This is a genomic window from Massilia rubra (genome assembly GCF_011682065.1).
GTDB lineage: Bacteria > Pseudomonadota > Gammaproteobacteria > Burkholderiales > Burkholderiaceae_D > Telluria_A > Telluria_A rubra.
Window position 1 is genome coordinate 98,202 of record NZ_VUYU01000018.1, and the last position, 14,659, is coordinate 112,860.

The 14,659-nt window shown below is 64.9% G+C and carries 13 protein-coding genes; 2 read left to right on the forward strand and 11 right to left on the reverse strand.

Annotated features, from left to right (window positions below; translation table 11 throughout):
- Positions 1-164: 164 nt before the first annotated feature.
- On the forward strand, positions 165-932 hold the full coding sequence (locus F0185_RS23450) for a DUF817 domain-containing protein (protein WP_229477163.1): 768 nt from the start codon (positions 165-167) through the stop codon (positions 930-932).
- A gap of 16 nt (positions 933-948) precedes the next feature.
- On the opposite strand, the gene F0185_RS23455 is transcribed toward F0185_RS23450, so the two are convergent.
- From F0185_RS23455 to F0185_RS23500, 10 genes are all read right to left on the reverse strand, one after another.
- The gene (locus tag F0185_RS23455) at positions 949-1,230 is read right to left on the reverse strand and encodes a type II toxin-antitoxin system RelE/ParE family toxin (protein ID WP_167228568.1); all 282 of its coding nucleotides are present in this window, start codon (positions 1,228-1,230) and stop codon (positions 949-951) included.
- A complete protein-coding gene (locus tag F0185_RS23460; protein ID WP_167228570.1) occupies positions 1,227-1,511 on the reverse strand; it encodes an antitoxin of toxin-antitoxin stability system in 285 nt (94 codons plus the stop codon). Before F0185_RS23460 ends, F0185_RS23455 begins: the two co-directional genes overlap by 4 nt.
- Before the next feature lie 147 nt (positions 1,512-1,658).
- The gene (locus F0185_RS23465; RefSeq protein WP_167228572.1) at positions 1,659-4,136 is read right to left on the reverse strand and encodes a TonB-dependent receptor plug domain-containing protein; all 2,478 of its coding nucleotides are present in this window, start codon (positions 4,134-4,136) and stop codon (positions 1,659-1,661) included.
- Between the two features lie 278 nt (positions 4,137-4,414).
- The gene (locus F0185_RS23470; protein WP_167228574.1) at positions 4,415-5,188 is read right to left on the reverse strand and encodes a spermine/spermidine synthase domain-containing protein; all 774 of its coding nucleotides are present in this window, start codon (positions 5,186-5,188) and stop codon (positions 4,415-4,417) included.
- A 46-nt stretch (positions 5,189-5,234) separates the two neighbouring features.
- Positions 5,235-6,578 (reverse strand): sensor histidine kinase, encoded by a 1,344-nt coding sequence (locus F0185_RS23475; RefSeq protein ID WP_167228576.1) that lies wholly within the window; start codon positions 6,576-6,578, stop codon positions 5,235-5,237.
- 3 nt (positions 6,579-6,581) lie between these two features.
- The gene (locus F0185_RS23480) at positions 6,582-7,910 is read right to left on the reverse strand and encodes a sigma-54-dependent transcriptional regulator (RefSeq protein WP_167228577.1); all 1,329 of its coding nucleotides are present in this window, start codon (positions 7,908-7,910) and stop codon (positions 6,582-6,584) included.
- A gap of 22 nt (positions 7,911-7,932) precedes the next feature.
- Positions 7,933-9,171, reverse strand: coding sequence for an ABC transporter permease (locus tag F0185_RS23485; RefSeq protein WP_167228579.1), 1,239 nt, complete (start codon positions 9,169-9,171; stop codon positions 7,933-7,935).
- A gap of 17 nt (positions 9,172-9,188) precedes the next feature.
- On the reverse strand, positions 9,189-10,505 hold the full coding sequence (locus F0185_RS23490; protein WP_167228581.1) for an ABC transporter permease: 1,317 nt from the start codon (positions 10,503-10,505) through the stop codon (positions 9,189-9,191).
- A 9-nt stretch (positions 10,506-10,514) separates the two neighbouring features.
- Entirely contained in the window at positions 10,515-11,231 is a 717-nt protein-coding gene (locus F0185_RS23495) for an ABC transporter ATP-binding protein (RefSeq protein ID WP_167228583.1), read from the reverse strand.
- A 22-nt stretch (positions 11,232-11,253) separates the two neighbouring features.
- Positions 11,254-12,522 carry an efflux RND transporter periplasmic adaptor subunit gene (locus tag F0185_RS23500; RefSeq protein ID WP_167228585.1) on the reverse strand — a complete coding sequence of 423 codons (1,269 nt, stop codon included), beginning with the start codon at positions 12,520-12,522 and terminating at the stop codon, positions 11,254-11,256.
- 219 nt (positions 12,523-12,741) lie between these two features.
- Here F0185_RS23500 and F0185_RS23505 point away from each other — a divergent pair, with 219 nt between their 5' ends.
- On the forward strand, positions 12,742-14,388 hold the full coding sequence (locus F0185_RS23505; RefSeq protein ID WP_167228587.1) for a MutS-related protein: 1,647 nt from the start codon (positions 12,742-12,744) through the stop codon (positions 14,386-14,388).
- Here the strand turns inward: F0185_RS23505 and F0185_RS23510 are convergent.
- Positions 14,385-14,654 carry a hypothetical protein gene (locus tag F0185_RS23510; RefSeq protein WP_166895205.1) on the reverse strand — a complete coding sequence of 90 codons (270 nt, stop codon included), beginning with the start codon at positions 14,652-14,654 and terminating at the stop codon, positions 14,385-14,387. The two genes, F0185_RS23505 and F0185_RS23510, sit on opposite strands and share 4 nt — an antisense overlap.
- Positions 14,655-14,659: the final 5 nt, after the last annotated feature.

A 14,659-nucleotide genomic window follows, 5' to 3' on the forward strand; every position in this document is an offset into this window, starting at 1 on the left:
TAAGATGCCGTTGCCAATCCGCCCATCCCCCTTCATCCTGGAGTTTCGCCCGCATGGCCGCCCACATCCTGTCACGGCTGTTTTCCTTGCGCCCAAGCGCGGTCGATGCGCATCTGCTGGGTTTTCAGGCGCGGCCCGGACTCACCGGCCTGGCGCGCTTTGCGATGGAATTTCTCTACTTCGGCCTCAAGGAAGCGCGCGCCTGCCTGTTCGCGGGGCTGTTTTTTGCGGCCGTGTTCCTGGTGCCGCGTACGGGTTTGTGGGGCGTTGCGCGTTACGACGCGCTGCTGGTTGTCGCCCTCGCGATCCAGGCAGCGATGATCTGGTCGCGGCTGGAGACGGTCGATGAACTCAAGGCGATCACCCTGTTTCACGTGGTCGGCTTCGCGCTGGAAGTGTTCAAGACATCCGGGGCGATACAGTCATGGTCGTATCCGGATTTTGCTTACACCAAGCTGTTCGGCGTGCCGCTGTTCTCGGGATTCATGTACGCGGCCGTCGGCAGCTACATCATCCAGGCGTGGCGCTTGTTCGACCTGCGCGTCGAGCACCATCCGCCGTTCTGGATGGGGGTGGTGATCGCGCTTCTCATCTATATCAATTTTTTCACGCACCACTACATCGGCGACTATCGCTGGTATGTGGCGGCGTGCGCGCTCGGGCTGTATGCGCGGTCTTCGGTGATCTTCCGGCCGCTCGATGTCGAGCGCCGCATGCCCTTGCTGCTGTCCTTCGTGCTGATTGGTTTTTTCATCTGGCTGGCCGAAAATATCAGCACCTTCTTCGGCATCTGGAAGTACCCCAACCAGCTCGGTGCATGGTCGATGGTGCATGTCGGGAAGTGGAGTTCGTGGTCCCTGCTGGTCGTGATGACGTTTACGATTATCGTCAACCTCAAGCACATCAAGGCGCGGATTCACGTGCCGGCATAAGTCCCGATATTCTCAATCAGCGCTGAGGAGGCCATCGGCGCGACGTGTTCACGAGTGCTAACACCCAGATTGCATCATCATTGATCTCGTATACGAGGCGATAGCTTTCGTGAACAATGAGTTCGAGCGTGCCTCGAATTTTTCCCGGATGCCCGAGAAATGGAAAATCCGCCAATTTTGCCGCCGCTTGCGAAAAGAGTTCGTCCATGTCCACCGCTGCTGTTACTTTGTCTTTGGCGATATATTCCAATACATCCCATCGATCTTGTTCAGCTTGCGGCGTCCAGTAAACGTTCACTTCTTGCCTGCGTTGGCTAATTCAGCGCGGCGCGCGGCGAATCGCGCTTCGACGTCGTCGCTGGAGCTTCCTTTTCCGGCTTTCATGGATTGGCGCGCGGCTTCCACTTTCAGTCGTAGAAATTCGTCGTATTCCCGTGCTTCTTGTTGTTTTACGACAAATTCGCGCATCATTTCGCGAACGATCTGAGAGGCGGACCGATGCACTGCCGCTGCTTCAGCCATGAAGTCTTCTCTCAACTCGGACTCAAGTTTCATTGTAAAAACAGCTTCCTTTTGCATCTTTCACCTCACGAGAATGATCGTATATACAAAGTGTATACTTCGTAAGTATGAACCGCAAGTTTGCGATTCGGTGAAAGCGACGTTCCTGAATGAAAAAAGGCCACGCCGTCGCCGGCGTGGCCTTGTCATGCAAGGTGGACCAGCTTAGAAAGCCCAGTCAACCTTGGCGTACATCTGGCGACCGTTGATGCCGATCGGGCAGGTTTCCCAGCAACGGGTGAAACCCAGTTGCGGGAACGGCGCGGCGCGCGTCTTGTCCCACTCGGTCGGGTAGGTGTTGAACAGGTTGTTCACGCCGAACGAGGCGCTGAGCTTCTTGGTGAACGAGTAGCGCAGCGACATGTCGACCAGCCATTTGGCTTCCCAGGTCTGGATGAACGGGGCGGTAAAGCCCTGGCCCTGCACTGGGCCGTAGTAGTTGGCGCGGGTGTTCACATTCCATGCGCCGGTCGTGTAGTCGGCCGCGATCACGTGCTTCTTGCGCGGCTGGCCGCGTTCGATCAGGGTCACCTGGGCGTCGTCGAACAGCTGGGCGCCAGTCAGCACCGGCGACTGCGATTTGCGGTTCTTGACTTCGGTCTTGTTGAAGCCCATCTGGCCCGACAGCACCAGGGTCGAGCCGCTCCACTTGGTGGTGTGCTCGGCCACGATGTCCAGGCCATCCGTGGTGGTGTCGATCGCGTTGGTGAAGAACTGGGCCTGGCCGACCTTGAGCGGATCGAGGATGGCCTTGATCGGGCACTTGGAGGCCGGCACGCAGTTGCCCGATTCCGGCGCGATGTTACTCGAGAAAACGATGCGGTCGTCGATGTCGATGCGGTACAAGTCGGCGGTGACCGAGAAGTTCGGCATCGGGCGCAGGATCATGCCGATGCTGGCGCTTTTCGAGGTTTCTTCCTTGAGCGGAGAGATGCCGAAGGCGCGCGTGACGGTGCTGCCTTCGCGCGCGGTCAGCGTTTCGGTCAGCACGCCGGCCGAATTGAGGTTGGTCGACACGGAGCTGTAGAACTTCTGCTGCACGCTCGGTGCGCGGAAACCGGTCGAGACGCTGCCGCGCATGCCGAACTGGCGCGTCGGATCGTAGCGCATGCTCAATTTGCCGGTGGTGGTGTTACCGAAGTCCGAGTATTTTTCGAAGCGCACCGCGGCGGCTACCAGCAGTTTCTCGGTGATGTTGTGTTCCGCATCGAGGTACATGGCGATGTTGTGACGGCCCTGGTCCACTTCGGTGCCCGGCGTGTAGCCCGGGAAGCCTTGCGCGCCCGATGCCGCAATGCCGCCGACCTGGTCGAAGATCTTGATGGCCGGGTTGTTCGTGCGGCCGTACTGGTACGAGACCGGGTCGCCCGCTTCGATCGCGTAGTTATCGCTGCGGTACTCGAAACCGGTCGCCAGCTGCACCGTACGGTCGCCGAACTTGAGCGGGCCGCGGATATCGGCGTTGAAGGTGGTCTGGTTGAATTTGAGCGTGCCGGTGTCGGCTTCGAAGGGCGACTCGGCGTAGATGCCGCCACCCGGTTTCGGTTCGTACCAGTAGCTGACGTTGATCGAGTTACGTTCGTGGAAACCAAGCTGGCTGCGGCCGTGGTTCACGCTCACGTCGAACTTCCAGTCGTTGGCCAGGTCGCGTTTGTAGCCGACGGCGAACGAGGCATCCTTCACGGTGGTCATGATGTTCGGCAGGAAGCCGTTCGGGTACACGGCCGGCACGGTGCGGCCGTCGCCCGCCGAGCGGAAAAAGCCCGCCGAGTCGCCGGTACGCTTGGAGACGCCGCCGAAGGCGTAGAACTCGCTGCTGTCGTCGATCGGCAAGCCCGCATTCCACCACAGGTAGGCGTCTTTGGCCAGGCTGTCGCCGATGCGCTGGGTCACGCGCGGTGGATTGACGCGCTCGGAGTCGACGCCGGCGCGGTTGGTTTCGTTGCGGCGGCGGCCTTCGACCGACAGGTTCAGGTAGCCGCTTTCGCCCAGCTTGAAGCCGGTGTTGGCGCTGCCGGAGATCAGGTCGCCGTCGCCTTCGGAGGTGGTGCCGACGCTGCTGCTCACTTGCGTTTCGTTGGTCTGCTTCTTGAGGACGATGTTGATCACGCCGGCGATCGCGTCCGAACCGTATTGGGCGGCCGCGCCATCGCGCAGCACTTCAATGTGGTGGATGGCCGACAGCGGAATGGCGTTGATGTCGGTGCCGGCCGAGCCGCGTCCGATGGTTTGCTGTACGTTGACCAGCGCCTGCTGGTGGCGCCGCTTGCCGTTTACGAGCACCAGCAACTGGTCGGGACCGAGGCCGCGCAGGGTGGCGGGGCGGATGATGTCGGTGCCGTCGCTGATAAAGGTCGAGGTGAAGTTGAACGAGGGGTCCAGCGTTTGCAGCAGCTTGCCCAGTTCCAGGGGGCCGGCGGTCTGCATGTCCTTGATGTTGATCAGGCCAACCGGCGCGGCGGTATCGAGCGAGGTCTTGGCGGTCGAGCGCGAGCCGAGGATCACGACGGAAGCGGGGCTGTCTTCGCCACTGCGGGCGGCGGGTGCCGCGCCCTGCTGCGCGTAGGTGCTGTTAAGCGCGAGCAGGAGCGCCGATGCGAGCAAGGTGCGTTTAAGGTGCGGGCTGCCTGGGGTATTCGTCATGTAGATGTCTCGTTTTCGTTTTCATTTTTAGGGAATTCACTGGACACACCCTCGTGGGGCCAGCCAATGTGAAAACGATACTACCCGACGAGTTTTGTGACGCGCAACGAGTCATGCGAGAGTGTTGTAAATGCGTGCAATGGCAGCAATCCGTAGCAAAATTTAGTGCTTGTACCCACAAAACGCTGTAATCTCGACTACGTACCCCGCGCGCGCGCATCACTTATGCGCCCACGCTATATGCTTAGAACCTGGCCCGGTAGAACGGCGTCAGGTGCTTATCCCTGCTGGTCCTGCATCCAGCCTTTCAAACCCGCCACCCAGTTCTTGGCCGGCAGGTTCATGCTCTTTTTAATGGCCCCGGCGCGTTCGTACAACACGCTAAAGTCGATCGACGGCGCGCGCTTGAACGCAACCACGATGATGTTCGCGTCATGCACTTCGGGTAGCCACACCACCGCATCGAACACCAGCTCCATGTTTTGCAGGTTCTTGTCGTAGTTGGCAAAGTCGCCGAAGACATTGGTGGTCATGATGCCGTCCTCGGACAGGCAATCCATGCAGGCCTGGTAGAACTCGGGCGAATCGAGCACCGGGCCGCGCGCGTCTTCGTCGTACAGGTCCACCTGCAGCACGTCGACCTTGCCGTGGTTGGCCGGGTCCAGTACGAAATCCATCGCATCCATCTGGCGCACATCCAGCCGCGCGTCGTTCGGCGGCAGGCCGAAATGGGCGTGGCAGACGTCGATCACGTTGGGATTGAGCTCGGCCACCGTCACCCGCGCTTGCGGAAAACGCTGGTAACTGAATTTGGTCAGCGCCGCGCTGCCCAATCCCAGCTGGACGATGTGCTTCGGATGGTCGAGGAAGAGCATCCACATCATCATCATCTGCACGTATTCGAGCTCGATGTTGTCCGGCTTGGCCAGGCGCATGGCGCCCTGCACCCACGAGGTGCCCAGGTGCATGAAGCGCACGCCTTTGAATTCGGTGATGGTGGCCGGCGGATGGCCGGGTGCGTCGAAGCGGGTGGAAGCAGGGGTGGCGGACATCGCGGGCGGGGAAGAAAAGGGAACCCGATCTTACCATTCCGAGGGCCTAGGCCGGCAGGATCAGGGTCACCACCAGGCCGCCGCCGTCGCGGTTGCCGAGTGTGATGCGCCCGCCGTGCGCTTCGGCGATTTCGCGCGCCAGCGCCAGTCCCAGGCCGGTGCCACTGCGCTTGGTGGAGTAGAACGGCACCAGCGCATTGGTCAGCACCGCGTCGTTCATGCCCTGGCCGCGGTCCATCACCTCGATGCGCAGCGTGCCATGCGCCTGGCGCACCTGCAGCGTCACATCGGCCGCTGGCGAACCCGATTCGTGGGCGTTCTTGAGCAGGTTGAGCAAGGCTTGCTCCATCTGGGCCGGGTCGATGCGGGCCGCTTCGACCGGCAGCGCGCCGCTCACCGTCAGCGCTACCTGCGAGGCCAGCCGGCTGACAAAAGCCGGCCATGGGCATGCTTCGATGCGCGGCGAGGGCAGCTTGGCGAAGCGCGCGTAGCCGAGGATGAAGCTCTCCAGGTGGCGCGTACGTTCTTCGATGGTTTCCAGGATCTGCGGCAGGCGCTCGGTCTGGCCGCGCCGCACCAGTTCCGCGCCCGAGTGGGCCAGCGAAGCGAGGGGAGCGAGCGAATTATTCAGTTCGTGGCTGATGACGCGAATGACCTTTTTCCAGGTCTGCACTTCCTGGCGCCGCAGTTCGTGGGTCAGCTGGCGCAGCAGCAGCAGTTCGTGCTTGCGGCCATTGAGGCTGAAGCTGCGGCGCGCCAGGTGGTACACCTCTTCTTCTTCGCCGTCACCGGCTGTGAACAAGCCGTCCCCGCCACGCGCCAGCGCGTCCACCAGCGCCGGCAAGGCCTGGCTGAGAATCGCGGACAGGCGCAGTCCTTCGAGTTTGCGGCCGTCGCCCAGCATCTGGCGCGCCGACAGGTTGGCGTAGACGATCGCCCCCGCGCCGTCGCCGGGCGCGTCGGCCACCAGCAGCATGGCCACCGGCGTGTTCTGGACCATGGTGTCGAGCAGCAGTTCGCGCTGCACCAGCGCCAGGCGCTGTTCGCGCAGCACGTTGCCGAGCGCGTTGTGGGCCGCCACCAGGTCGGCCAGTTCGTCGTTGCGCGGCCAGTGCAGGCTGAAGGAAAAGTCGCCATCCTTGTAGCTGGCGACGGTGCCTTCGAGCGCGCGAAACATCGACAGGATCGGCCGCAGCTGGGCGCGCACGGCGATCAGCGCAAGCGGCGCCACGCACACCAGCGACAGGGCCAGCACCACCAGCACACGCCCCGGCAGCAGGTGGTCGAGCCCGAGCGCGATCAGGATGCCCAGCGCAAGCAGGGCGCCCACCAGGGCCGAGCAGCGCGTGATGAGCGAAAAACGCAGGGGCAAGCGCAGCGACTGGCGCATCGGCTAGCGCGCGATCCCGAGGCGTTCCATGCGGCGGTACAGCGCCTGGCGCGACAGGCCAAGATCGGCCGCCGCCTGGGCCACCACGCCGTTGGTGCGCGCCATGGCCTGCACGATGGCGTCGCGGTCCGGTTCCACCTCGACGCCGGGGGCCAGCGTCACCGGCAGCCCCAGGTCGGTCGCCTTGATGATGTCGCCGGCGGCCAGCAGGCTGGCGCGCGCCATCACGTTTTTGAGTTCGCGCACATTGCCGGGCCAGGCGTGCGCCAGCAGCGCGGCCTGGGCGCAGTGGTGCAGGCTCTTGCCGCGCGCCAGGAAACTGCTTGCCAACGGCAGAATGTCGGCCGGGCGCGCCGCCAGCGCCGGCAGGCGCAGTTCGATCACGTTCAGGCGGTAGAACAGGTCTTCGCGGAAGGTGCCGGCGCGGATCATCGCACCCAGGTTGGCGTTGGTGGCGCTGATCACGCGTACCTTGACCTGGCGTTCGCGGTTCGATCCAAGGCGCTCGAAGCGCCCGGTCTCGAGCACGCGCAGGAGTTTCATCTGGCCGGCCAGCGGCAGGTTGCCGATTTCATCCAAAAACAGGGTGCCGCCGTCGGCCGCTTCGAACTTGCCTTCGCGCGCGCGCGAGGCGCCGGTGTAGGCGCCCGCTTCGGCGCCGAACAGTTCGGCCTCGATCAGTTCGGCCGGCAGCGCGCCGCAATTGAGCACGACGAACGGGCCGCCGGCCACCAGCGAATTGGCCTGGATGATCTCGGCGATGCGTTCCTTGCCGGTGCCGTTGGGACCACTGATCAGCACCGGCACGTCGGCCCGCGCCACCTGGCAGGCCAGGTGCAACACGCGTTCGGTGGCGGCGTCCTGCCACACCATGCCGCGCAGGTCGAAGCCCTGTTCCAGGTCGCGCCGCACGCGCCGCTCCTGCTGCACGCGCTGGCGCAGGGAGCGGTTGGCCTGTCCCAGTTCGATCAGGTTGGTCACCGTGGCGATCAGGCGGTTGTCGTTCCAGGGCTTGGACAAATAGTCGGCCGCGCCCGACTTGACCAGGTCGACCGCCGCGTCCAGGTGGGTCCAGGCGGTCAAGAGGATCACCGGCAGGTCGGGATGGCGCTGGCGGATGGCGCGAAACAGCGCCCTGCCTTCCTCGCCTGAGGTGGTGTCGGCCGAAAAATTCATGTCCTGGATGACCAGGTCCACGCGGGTGGCGTCCAGGATGGCCAGGCCTTCTTCGGGCGAGGTGGCGCGCAGCGCACCGATGTCGTGCAGCGAAAACAGGACATCGAGTGCGATGGCGACGGCGGCGTTGTCGTCGATGATCAATACAGTAGGCATGGCCGCTAGCATACCATCGCCGTCAGGCACTGCGGGTGGCCGTGGCCGGCGAAATCGAGGCGGCGCGCCAGGCCGGCCCGTACACGGCGGCGACGCCGAGCACCCAGAACACGCCCGCGCCCACCACCAGGTAGGCCAGCGGCAGCCTTTCCATCTCCAGTTTGCTGACCAGCAGCTGGTTGAGCGCGATCGACCCGAGCACGCCGCACGCCACGCCAACGCTGGTGATCATGAAGTTCTCGGTGATGAAGTAGCGCAGGATATCGACCCGGCGCGCCCCCAGTGCGCGTCGTACCCCGATCTGCTTGCGGCGCTGCGTGACCCACAGGCTGGCCATGCCGACGATGCCGCTGGCGGTAATGAGCAGCAGCAGCACGCTGACCGCGATCAGCATCCACGACAGCGCCATGTCGGCCCGATAGCGTTCCTTGCGGTCGTCAGTCACGCGCTTCATGGTGACGATCGCGCGGCCCTGATTAGTGGCGCGCATCGCGGCTTCGGCTTCTTTCATGACGCGCTCGAACTGCCCGGCGTCGGCCCGTACCGTGTACATGGTGCTGGAGAAGGTCTTACGCATCGGGACAATCAGCGCATAGCCGCCGCGCGCGGCCACTTCGGCGCTCTGGGTCTGCAGCGTCGCGATGACGCCGACCACGGTCGCGCTATTGGCTTCCTCGCCGATGCCGAAGTAAAGCGTCTTGCCGACCGCGTTGCCGCTCCCTGGCCACAGTTTGTCGGCCAGGGCCCTGGTAATGAGTACCGCTTTGGGGAACAGGTCGTCGGGCGCGGTCTTGCCATCGATGTCGATGACATCTTCCGGCTTCAGGTCGCGCCCTTGCGCCAGCTCCAGAGCCCAGGTCTTGACCAGCGAATCGCTTGAGTAGTACATGGCGGCGGGCGGAATGTCGTCGCCTGCGCTGCGCGATGGCGCCACGCTGGACGACCAGCCCGATTGCGACATCGGCGCCTGGTTGACGAAAGCGGCCGAGAGCACCCCGCCGATGGCGCGCAGGGCCTGCGTCTCGAGCTGCTGGCGCGCCAGCTGCTCCTGGTGGCTGCCTTCGACCAGGTGGCGCACGCGCATGTGGAAGACGCTGCTCTCGTCGGCGATGCCGCTGGCACGCGCGGCCACCGCCTGGCGCACGCTGACGATGTGCAGCGCATTGGTGAGGATCGCCAGGCTGATCGCCACTTGCAGCGCCACCAGGATGGCGCCGGTCTTGCTGCGCAGGAGCGCGGAAAGGATGGGACGGATTTCCATGTGTAGTCTTTCGAATGTTACTGCGATTTGAGTTGGATCGCGGGCGTGACCTGGCAGGCGCGCCAGGTCGGCAGCAGGCCGGCCAGCATGGCCGCGGCGAGCGACATCAGGAACGTCAGGCCAAGCATTTGCCAGTCCATGTGGGCGGCGACCTTGAGCTCCTTCGATTGCATGCCGATCAGGGCCAGCGCGCCGAAGGCCAGCACCAGTCCGAGCAGGCCGCCGGCCAGGCCGATGACCGCGGTCTCGGTCAGGAACTGGCGGAAGATATCCCTGCGCGAGGCGCCCAGCGCGCGCCGGATGCCGACCTCGGAGGCGCGTACCGAGAATTTGGCCAGCAGCAGGCCGACCGTGTTGACCAGGCAAAGCAGCAGGAAGCCGAACGCCAGCCAGGCCGACAGGCGGCTGTCGTTGCCGACCACCTTGCGAAATTCGAGCCATTGCATGACATCGAAGAGGCGGTTCGGCTGCTTGCGCTTGAGGCGTCCCAGCTTGCGCTGTTCGGCCGCGTAGTTGTCCAGGTAATCCTGCAGTTCGGCGCGTCCGGCCGACGATTTGGTCTCGAAGAAGACCTGCAGCCAGGTGCATTCCGAATCGAGGAAGCCTTGCCATCCCGGTTCGGCGCGTCCGCGGCAACTGAAGCTGCCCTCCGGGTTCGTCTCGTGGCGCAGCGCGGTGGCGAAGGGGATGATGATCTCTTCCTCCACGCCGAAGCTGCCGCCGCCGCCAATCAATTTGTAAAACTTCGGCACCGGCCGCCACGGCTTGAGCACGCCGACCACCTGGAATTGCGCCTCCAGCAGGCGGATGCGCTTGCCGACCGGGTCGACCGCGCCGAACAGCTTTTCGGCCAGCGCCTGGCTCAGTACCACCACATCGGCGCCGGCGCGTTCGTCCGCTTCGCTCCAGGGCTGGCCGTGCAGGAAGGGCACTTCCATCATCGGAAAAAAGTCGCGCGTCAGGGCCATGCCCTTGACCGCCATGACCGGCAAGTCCTTGCGCTCGGGCTCGAGCGGCGCGGACACGCCGTACAGCACCGCGCGCCGCTCTCCCTGGCCGCTCTTGAGGAAATTGATGGCGTCGGTGTAGGTCGACTGCGGGTCGCTGCGGTCCTCGGCCTGCGGGTTGAAGCCGTTGAGCGGGCCGTTGTCGATTTTCGGGACGAACAGGCGCTCGCTTTTTTGCGGAATCGGATTGCTCGACATGACGTGCAAGATCGTCAGCGTGGCGACGCTGGCGGCCACGCCGATGGCCAGGGTCAGCACCATCAGCGCGGTCAGGGCCGGATTGCGGCGCAGGCTGCGCACGCCCAGCATGAAGTAATACGAAAACATGGGTTCTCCTTATGCGGCCTGGCCGGATGCCCTGGCGCCGGCCAGGGTGGACGGTGCGCGTACCAGGTCGGACACCTGGCCGTCGATGATGTGGACGTTGCGCTGCGCGCGCACCGCCAGCTCGGGGTCGTGGGTGACCATCAAAATGGTGGTTCCCTGGGAGTTGATCTCCTCTAGCAGTTCCATCACCCCGCGCGCCATTTGGGTGTCGAGATTGCCGGTCGGTTCATCGGCCAGCAGCAGCTTGGGCGAGCCGGCCAGCGCGCGCGCGATCGCCACGCGCTGTTGCTGGCCGCCCGACAGTTCGGCCGGATAGTGCTTCATGCGCGACGCCAGGCCGACCTTGGAGAGCGCGTCTTCGATGCGCTCCTTGCGTTCGGCGGCGTTGAAACCGCGGTAGCGCAGCGGCACGTCGACGTTGTCGAACAGCGACAGGTCGGCAATCAGGTTAAAGCCCTGGAAGATGAAGCCCAGCTTTTCGTTGCGCAGGCGCGAGCGGGCGTTGTCGTCCATGCCCTTGACGTTGACGCCGTCGAGCACATACTCGCCGTCGTTAAATTCTTCGAGCAGGCCGGCGATGTTCAAGAAGCTGGTCTTGCCCGAGCCGGATGGGCCGGTGACGGTGACGAATTCGCCCTGGCGGACGTGGATTTCGAAGCCGCGCAGCGCGTGCGTTTCGATCATGTGGGTGCGGTACACCTTGCTCAGATTGGTCATGCGCAGCATGGAAGTTCCTTTCGTTGAAATGTTAGTTGTTGATGACGACGCGGGCGGCGTTGGCGAAGCTGTCGGTGCCGGCGATGACGACCTTGTCGCCCGGTTTCAGGCCGCTCAGGATCTCGACCGAGGACACGCTGGTCGCGCCCAGTTTGATCGGGGTGCGCACGGCCACGCCGTCCTGCATGACGTAGGCGAAGCGCCCGCCCTCGCTCTCGACGAAGGGGCCGCGCGGCAGCAGGATGACATCGCGTTTTTCTTCGATCAGCAGGCGTGCGCTGACGCGCTGGCTCTGGCGCAGGCCCTTGGGCTGGGCGCCGTCGAAGCGCACCCGCGCCAGTACCTGGTTCTTGACCACTTCGGGCGAGAGGGCCGACAGCTTGCCGCTGGCGCTGGCGTTGCCGAGCGCGATGTCGGCGCTCATGCCCAGGCCCATGTCGTCGACGTAGGTTTCCGGGACTTCGAGTTCGACTTCGAGGCGCGACAGGTCGACCAGGGTCATGAGGGCCGCGTTGGCCGCCACCACGCTGCGGTTCTGCACCGACAGCGTGCCGATAAAACCATCGACCGGCGCGCGCACCGACAGTTCATCGACGCGGCGCTGGGCGTTGGCCATCGACAGGCGCTGGCGATCGAGTTCGGCCACCTTGGTTTGCAGCGCCAGGCCGACGTCGTCGCCCTCGAGCGTGGCCGCCTGCGTGGCGTGGCGCGCGCGGATGCCGGCCGAGTTGAGCGCGTCCTTGGCTTTCTGGTAGTCGATCTTGGCGATGATGCCTTCCTGGACCACGCTGTCGTAGCGCTCGAGCGTGCGCTGGGCCGACAGGCGGTCGATTTCGGCGGTGTCGGCTTCGCGCTGGGCCAGCAGTTTCTGTTTCTTGGCCAGGATGCGCTGGCGCGCCACTTCCGCTTCGAGCTGCTGGTAGCTCGATTGCTCGCGTTTGAGCGCGTCCGACAGGTCGGGCGATTCGAGCAGGGCCAGCACCTGGCCTTTCTTGACCGTGTCGCCGGCGGCCACCTTGAGCGTGACCGTGGCCGGCGCGGTGGCGTACAGGGTGGGACTGACGGCGGCCACCACGCGGCCGTTGACCGAGGCGTCGCGCACCAGCGTGCCGCGCGTGACTTCGGCCACGCGCAGGCGCGCCGCGCTGACCGCATGCTCGCTGCCGCGCCAGGCCGACAGCAGCAGCGCCGCGCCGCCAAGGGCGAGCGCCGCCAGCGCGGCGGCGAGGATGCGGCGCTTGGCCTTGTGCGCCGGCGGCGCGCTGATGGTGGCGTCCTGGGAAGAGGTATCTCGAATCATGGGGCTGGTCTGTTGGGTCAATGTTCATCGACTAATGCAGGAAACGTGCCACCACTTAAGTCATTGATTGATATGAATTTCTTTTTTAGCGCAAGGCTGTCCGCGCTGTCCGGACGGCGTGCCTGGACGGCGCCCGGACAGTGCGGTCTTGCATTTTGTTAATTAATCCGCATCTTGCAGGCAGGCTGCGCGACCCGCGCCGCCGCCCAGAAAGGCCGTATGTCCGCGTTCGTATCGAAGTTGTCCGCCCTGTGTCGCCGTGTCGTGAAGTCCTTGCGCGTCTTGCTCGTCATTCCCGACAGGGAGCCGGTCGATTACGGCTTTGCCGCCAGCGACGTGGCGCAGTTGCACCGGCTCTGTCCAGACCCGGCGCGCGGCGCGCTCGACGACGCCACCTGGAAGGACCTGCTGCTCGATACCTACCGCGCGCAGTTGTCGGGTGAGGTCAGCATCTTCGGCCAGCAGGTGCTGTACCGGCGCCTGCGCGAAGGGCTGGGCGACCAGGACTGCGCCGCCGTGGGCGAGCGCGTGCGCGAGTTGATGCGCGACCCGGCCCGCCTGGCCGCCCTGCAGCGCGACTGCGCTTCGCTGCGCCATGCGGACAAGGAGATCGCCACCTTGCTGTTCGAAGACGCCGCGCCGGCCGCGCCCTGGTGGGTGGGCAAGACCTGGCCGCTGCCGATCCTGCTGCTGGCGTCGATCGCGGCCGTCATCGTCACGCCGGCCGCCTGGCTGGCCACCGGCGTGGTGGCCTATATATTAATGAGCACCCAGATGCGCTACTACGAGCGGGTGGACGAATGGGACCGCTCGATGAATGCGCTGCAGATGCTGCTGCGCACGGCCAGCATCCTGGGCGCGCGCGCCGATGCGGGTGCGCTGCTGCTGCCGTTCGCCGGGCCGGCGGCGGAGGCCGGCAAACTCAATCGCCAGCTTTCGCGCCCGCCGATGGTGATGATGACGCCCGGCGCGCGCACCTACCTGGACTGGTTCATGCTCGACAACGTGAACCATTACTACAAGGGCGTGCGGCTGGTGCACGGTCATCTGGACTTTTTGCGCGCCTGCTTTGCGCGGGTGGGCGAACTGGAAGCCGATATCGCACTGGCGCGCCATCTGCTGGCCGCGCCGGCGCTGTGCTGGGCCGAACGGCATGCGCACCAGGCGCTGGCGCTGGACGATACCGTGCATCCCTTGCTGCCGCAGGCGCAGGCGCTGTCGGTCAGCCTGTCCGGGGGCGGGGCCTTCATCTCGGGCCAGAACGGGATCGGCAAGAGCACCTTGCTGCGCACCGTCGGCGTGAACCTGGTGGCGGCGCGGGCCTTCGGCTTTTGCTATGCGCGCCAGGCCAGGGTACCCGACCTGCCGGTCTACACCAGCATGCAGAGCGAGGATTCGCTGTTCGGCGGCGAGAGCCTGTACATGGCCGAACTGCGGCGCGCGCAGGAACTGCTGGCGGCGGCCGACGGCCCGCATCCGGGCATCTGCATCATCGACGAGATTTTCCGGGGCACCAATCACCTCGAATCGGTGTCGGCGGCGGCCGCGGTGCTCGACGTGCTGGCGGCGAAGGGGCTGGTGATGGTCTCGTCGCACAACCTGGTGCTGGCGTCCTTGCTGGCGCAGCGGCTCGCGCCCCTGTGCGTGCGCCTGGACGGCGCCGGGCGGCTGGTGCTGGAACCGGGCGTGCTGGCCCACACCAACGGCATCGCCCTGCTGGCGCAGCGCGGTTTTGGCGCCGCCATCGAAGACAGGGCGGGGCGGGTGTTCGACTGGCTCGATGGCTATCTGGCGCATCCGGGCGATTGCGATGGCGTGCTGGCCGATACTGCAGCATCGGGAGTTCGGGCGGGCGCGGGTCGTTAACGATCGCGCTTGCGCAGCGAATGCCAGGTTCCCAGCGCCAGCGCCGCCGCCACGATCAGCAGCGCGATGATGTTCGCGGCCGAGGCGCGGCCTTCCAGGATCGCCTTGATCCATACCAAAGGCCCGAGCGGCGAGAGCACCATGAACAGGCCGCCCGAAACGTGCGCGTGCGGCGGTTCGAGCACCAGCCACAGTTGGGTGGCGATGAAGGTGGCGGCCAGATACCACAACAGCAGCTTGAAGCCGGTTTCTACGTATTTGCTCATGGTCT

Bases quoted from the DNA above. Each gene is read 5' to 3' on its own strand.
- F0185_RS23490 (WP_167228581.1), bottom strand. From the start codon at position 10,505: ATGTTTTCGTATTACTTCATGCTGGGCGTGCGCAGCCTGCGCCGCAAT.
- F0185_RS23510 (WP_166895205.1), bottom strand. From the start codon at position 14,654: ATGAGCAAATACGTAGAAACCGGCTTCAAGCTGCTGTTGTGGTATCTG.
- F0185_RS23505 (WP_167228587.1), top strand. From the start codon at position 12,742: ATGTCCGCGTTCGTATCGAAGTTGTCCGCCCTGTGTCGCCGTGTCGTG.
- F0185_RS23485 (WP_167228579.1), bottom strand. From the start codon at position 9,171: ATGGAAATCCGTCCCATCCTTTCCGCGCTCCTGCGCAGCAAGACCGGC.
- F0185_RS23480 (WP_167228577.1), bottom strand. From the start codon at position 7,910: ATGCCTACTGTATTGATCATCGACGACAACGCCGCCGTCGCCATCGCA.
- F0185_RS23450 (WP_229477163.1), top strand. From the start codon at position 165: ATGGAATTTCTCTACTTCGGCCTCAAGGAAGCGCGCGCCTGCCTGTTC.
- F0185_RS23460 (WP_167228570.1), bottom strand. From the start codon at position 1,511: ATGCAAAAGGAAGCTGTTTTTACAATGAAACTTGAGTCCGAGTTGAGA.
- F0185_RS23500 (WP_167228585.1), bottom strand. From the start codon at position 12,522: ATGATTCGAGATACCTCTTCCCAGGACGCCACCATCAGCGCGCCGCCG.
- F0185_RS23465 (WP_167228572.1), bottom strand. From the start codon at position 4,136: ATGACGAATACCCCAGGCAGCCCGCACCTTAAACGCACCTTGCTCGCA.
- F0185_RS23475 (WP_167228576.1), bottom strand. From the start codon at position 6,578: ATGCGCCAGTCGCTGCGCTTGCCCCTGCGTTTTTCGCTCATCACGCGC.
- F0185_RS23495 (WP_167228583.1), bottom strand. From the start codon at position 11,231: ATGCTGCGCATGACCAATCTGAGCAAGGTGTACCGCACCCACATGATC.
- F0185_RS23470 (WP_167228574.1), bottom strand. From the start codon at position 5,188: ATGTCCGCCACCCCTGCTTCCACCCGCTTCGACGCACCCGGCCATCCG.